This window comes from Stenotrophomonas sp. Steno-C15 (assembly GCF_056393265.1).
This window is the reverse complement of sequence record NZ_JBWJPF010000048.1, coordinates 1-4,124: the sequence shown is the minus strand read 5'-3', so window position 1 is coordinate 4,124 and position 4,124 is coordinate 1. Positions and strand designations below refer to the sequence as shown.

Sequence of the window (4,124 nt, the reverse complement as noted above, 5' to 3'; positions counted from 1 at the left end):
GCCCAGCAGCGGCTCCAGCGCCGACGCCGGCTGCGACGCGGCCGTCCTCAATACCTGGCCGAGGCCCGCGCCCGACGCCACGTTGGCGAACGGAGACACGTCATCGAAAGCCGGATTGGCGACCGCCCAGATGCCGTCGCCGGTCTGCACGATATTGAACGTGAGTAGCGAGTTCTCGCGCGGATGAAACCTGCGCTGTGCCGCGTCGGCACTGGTCAGATCGGCACTGTAGCCCGAGCCATCCTGCCGCTCGGCACGGGTGAAAGCGACCTGTCCGGCCTGCAGCTGCGGCACGCTGGCATCGAACTCGCTCTCGCGGTCATTCAACAGCTTGCCGGTCAGCTGGCTACCTTCGGCGCTCCCGTAAATGCGTCCTTGCACCAGCGGGATCGAAAGATCCTGGCGGTAGTAGCCCGGTGCGATGTCCAGCGCGAGTTTGCCGACTGTGCCGCCGATCAGGAAGCCCGGTGCGGTTGCGACCGGGCCGTCCGCACACAGGGAGTATGTGCTGACGCTTTCGCAGCGATGCACCTCGAATGCCCCCAGCACAAGGCCTGCCTGACGCGCTTCCGGGGTGATGTCGAACAGCAGTCGGCCGGCATTGGGATAGGCGAAGCTGACATAGCCGTTGACCGTCAACTGACCACCCTGAGGATGAAGATCGCCACCGGCCACCCTCACCCGCGTCACCTGTGGAACATTCCACGCAACGCCTGGCTCGCCGGGGAACGCTACGTAACCGGTCGCAGCGATCGTCCCATGACCCTCCAGCCGGGCGCCGGCGTCCAGCGTGGCGACCGCAGTTCTCAGCGTCCCTCCCGCCAGAGCGACCCGGCCACCGCGCTTGACCAGCACTGTGTCCTTGTTGTCCAGCTCGCCACCGGCGCCAATGCCGAACAGCCCCGACACGGTCGTATCCTCAGCTTTCAGTTGCCCCCCCTGCAGCGTGACGGAACCCTCGCTTCCGACAATGGTGTACAGCGTCACCAGACGGCCACCGGTGGTCACATCCACTTTTCCCTTTTCCGCCCAGAGGATCTCCGCACCGCTGGACGTATCCGCCAGCCACGATCCCCCGCGCTCAAGTCGGATCATGCCAAATGCATCGCCCGAGGCGATTTTCGCCGCGTCGAACGGGGCTGGCGCCCCTTCAGCGCCCGCACCATAGCCCGCGGCGTACTCGTATTGCGCCGCGTAGAAGTAAGGATTCAGGTCGCCGTGCACGCTATCCGCGACGCGTAAATAGTCGGCGGAAAGATCGACACGCTCTTCGCTGGTGATGATCCGGTCGCTGTAGATGTCTACACCGTCGTACACGGTGCAGTTGTCCTCGGTCGGGCAGAACTGGGCGGGCTTTGCGGTCCTTGGATCGAAGTAGGTGAGGAACGAACCGAACGGCACCTGCATTCCATTGATGGCGCCCACAACCCGAGCGATGGCATCTGGCGGCGCGTTGCCCTGCATCATCTTCGCGTAGTGATCATCCGAGACCTGCTGGGGGATCGGGACGACTTTTCCGCCGGCCGTGCTCCCATGGATCATGAAGATGTTTTCGGGATAGCTAGGATCGATCTCGGGCAGATCGTAATTGGCGATGCGTCGTTCAGCACCACCGATGAAGCTGGTGCCGCAGGCGGAGATGCACTTACCCTGGAATACAGCAGTGATCCCGCGCAGGCGCAGTAGATCCCCGGTTCCTCGTCCTGCAGCTGCATCGCCGCCGGGGCTGTTGCGGAAGACCACCTGCGTGATGGTCCTGCCATTGCTGGCTGCGGCATCGAGAATCCTTCGCAGCCTGATGTGGTCCTGGTAGTTGACACCACCTGTCGCGATGATGCGATCTCCATTGATATGGAAGGTGTAGGCCGACGCGAGGGAGGGCAACATCCCCCCCGTCAGCGCAAGACAGACAGCTGCATGCAGCGGGCTCAGCTGACGGAACGCAGGCAAGCGGAGATTACCTTTCATTTGGAATATTCCTGGAGGTGACAGAGACGCCGACACACGCTCGCGGCATTCGGTGGGCTGGGCATAACTGGCCAACACGACCTGTGTACTAACGTCGAAGGGGGGGCTCCCCCCCCAGCCAAGCGCATCCAAACGTTACCTCGCCGCATTGCCTGCAAGGACAGACTTCATGCCGTAGCCCCTCTCGGCAGGAAGGTCTCCGCGCACGCCCCCGCTGCCCCTCAAACAGAGCCGCATGCGGTCGCCATTCTGTGCATCAGCGGAAAACTGGGACGTCATTGAAACCCCTCTGTCCCGCGCGAGCGAGGCGTGGCCGGAAGGATGCGGCGGGTCGTCGTATAACCGGCGAACGCGGCCGGCAGCTGCCTGAATCGTTCGGGTTGAGTGCTGGCGCTACTCCCGCGCCCCTGGATTGAGCTGCCATCGGCCCCGGCCCCGGAGGTGCGGCCGATTCCCCGTCTACTTGAACCGCACGACCCCGGCCCCTCTTTCGAATGCGCGCTGGCCGTCATCCTGCCGGGAATCCGACCCGCCTTCACGGGGCATCCACAATCTTTTACGGTTCATTTAAAGTGACTTCTATCACACTTTTTAAGTCTAATGAAGTGCCTTCAGTTACTGTTAAGGGACTGGGGGTGTCGACGGCGTCGCGGCGTTAGTTACTTCGTAACACTACTCACCGCCGAGGACGTTTGAAGATGACACGCTCGCTCTACGCTCGCCAGTCGCTCCACCCGCTTGCCACCCACTTGGCGATCGCAATCGCCGCTTCGTTGCCGTTGACAGTGTCAGCACAGTCCGTTGCCAGTGAGCCACTGGATGCGCTCATGCAACAGCGATCATTGCAGACAGCTTGGGCCCGCTCGACGGCGCCCGAAGCAGGAATCCAGCCAAGCGCGCCCCTCCCACCCTCTCACGCATCAGACAGTTCCAGTATGGGAGCTGCGGGCAATCCAGATAGCTGGAAGACCGACGAGTTCAACTCGGACTGGGGCTTGGGGGCAATGAATGCGCAGTATGCGTACGCGAGGGGGCTAAGCGCCGCTGGCATCCGGTTGGGAGTGTTCGACAGCGGGACCGGCTTGGATCACCCAGAATTCGGCGGCAAGAATCATCGCAGCATCACCATTGCTGATCTATTGGCCGATGGCAGTCGGTGCACGAACAGGACTGCATTGACGGGCCCGGATGCTTGCTTCTCCAGCGCTGGTGATGAGGTCCAGGTTAAGCGCTATAAGCTTGATCCAAAGATGCCCAAGAGAATTGCTGATCTGTTACTAAGTGACCCACAGCTGAGCGAGTTTCTGCGGAACGCATCCTATGACGATCACGGCACCCATGTGGGTGGCACCATCGCTGCCAATCGTGATGGCGTAGGCATGCATGGTGTGGGATTCGGTGCAGATCTGACCGTCGCCAAGTTGTTCTTTAACAGCGTCACCGAGATCTATCTCAACGGGTTCGGTATTGGTGAGCGGGTTAAGAGCACGGGGCCAGAGAATTCAGCGCTTGTCGATCTATACGATCAGATGAACACTGAGGGAGTGCGTGCGATCAATCACAGCTGGGGTTTGGCCACGGAGCCGGAGTCAGCAGCTGAATTGGATAACCGATACAGCGATCCCGAATGGCTTGAGAGACTCTCGATCTTCGCGGATGGCGCGCAAGCCAAGGGCATGATTCAAGTCTGGGCGGCAGGGAATACTGATGAAGTCATCCCCACACCCGAGGAGAGCCCCATTGCCGGCATTTATGCGACGCTTCCTCGAGCGCTCCCTGATATCGAGAAGTACTGGCTGAGTGTGGTCAACGTCGACGACAAGAACAGGGGCAATGATGAGAAGAAGGATGAATATGAATTTGTATTGAGCAACAGATCAAACAAATGTGGTCTGAGTGCCAATTGGTGCATCGCCGCTCCCGGCACAGATATCAACTCAACGACCTACGATCCCTCTGCCCCGCCAACAGCAGATATTCGCACCGATGCGGACGGCAACCTCTGGCTCGATGTAACTCAGCGCGTGCCGAGGCACGGCTACGGTCTGAAGAGTGGAACGTCCATGGCGGCCCCGCACATCACCGGCGCTCTCGGGCTGCTGTTTGAGCGCTTCCCCTACCTGGACAACGCACAGGTCCGCGACGTGCTGCTGACC

The 4,124-nt window shown here is 61.1% G+C and carries 1 protein-coding gene and 1 pseudogene; one reads left to right on the top strand and one right to left on the bottom strand.

Annotation, left to right across the window (positions count from 1 at the left end; translation table 11 throughout):
• A pseudogene (locus tag AC06FB_RS18815) lies at positions 1-1,968 on the bottom strand (hypothetical protein); the annotation flags it as partial.
• Between the two features lie 698 nt (positions 1,969-2,666).
• On the opposite strand from AC06FB_RS18815, the gene AC06FB_RS18810 reads away from it, so the two are divergent.
• The coding region (locus AC06FB_RS18810; RefSeq protein ID WP_478053979.1) for a S8 family peptidase at positions 2,667-4,124 on the top strand (1,458 nt) is incomplete at its 3' end.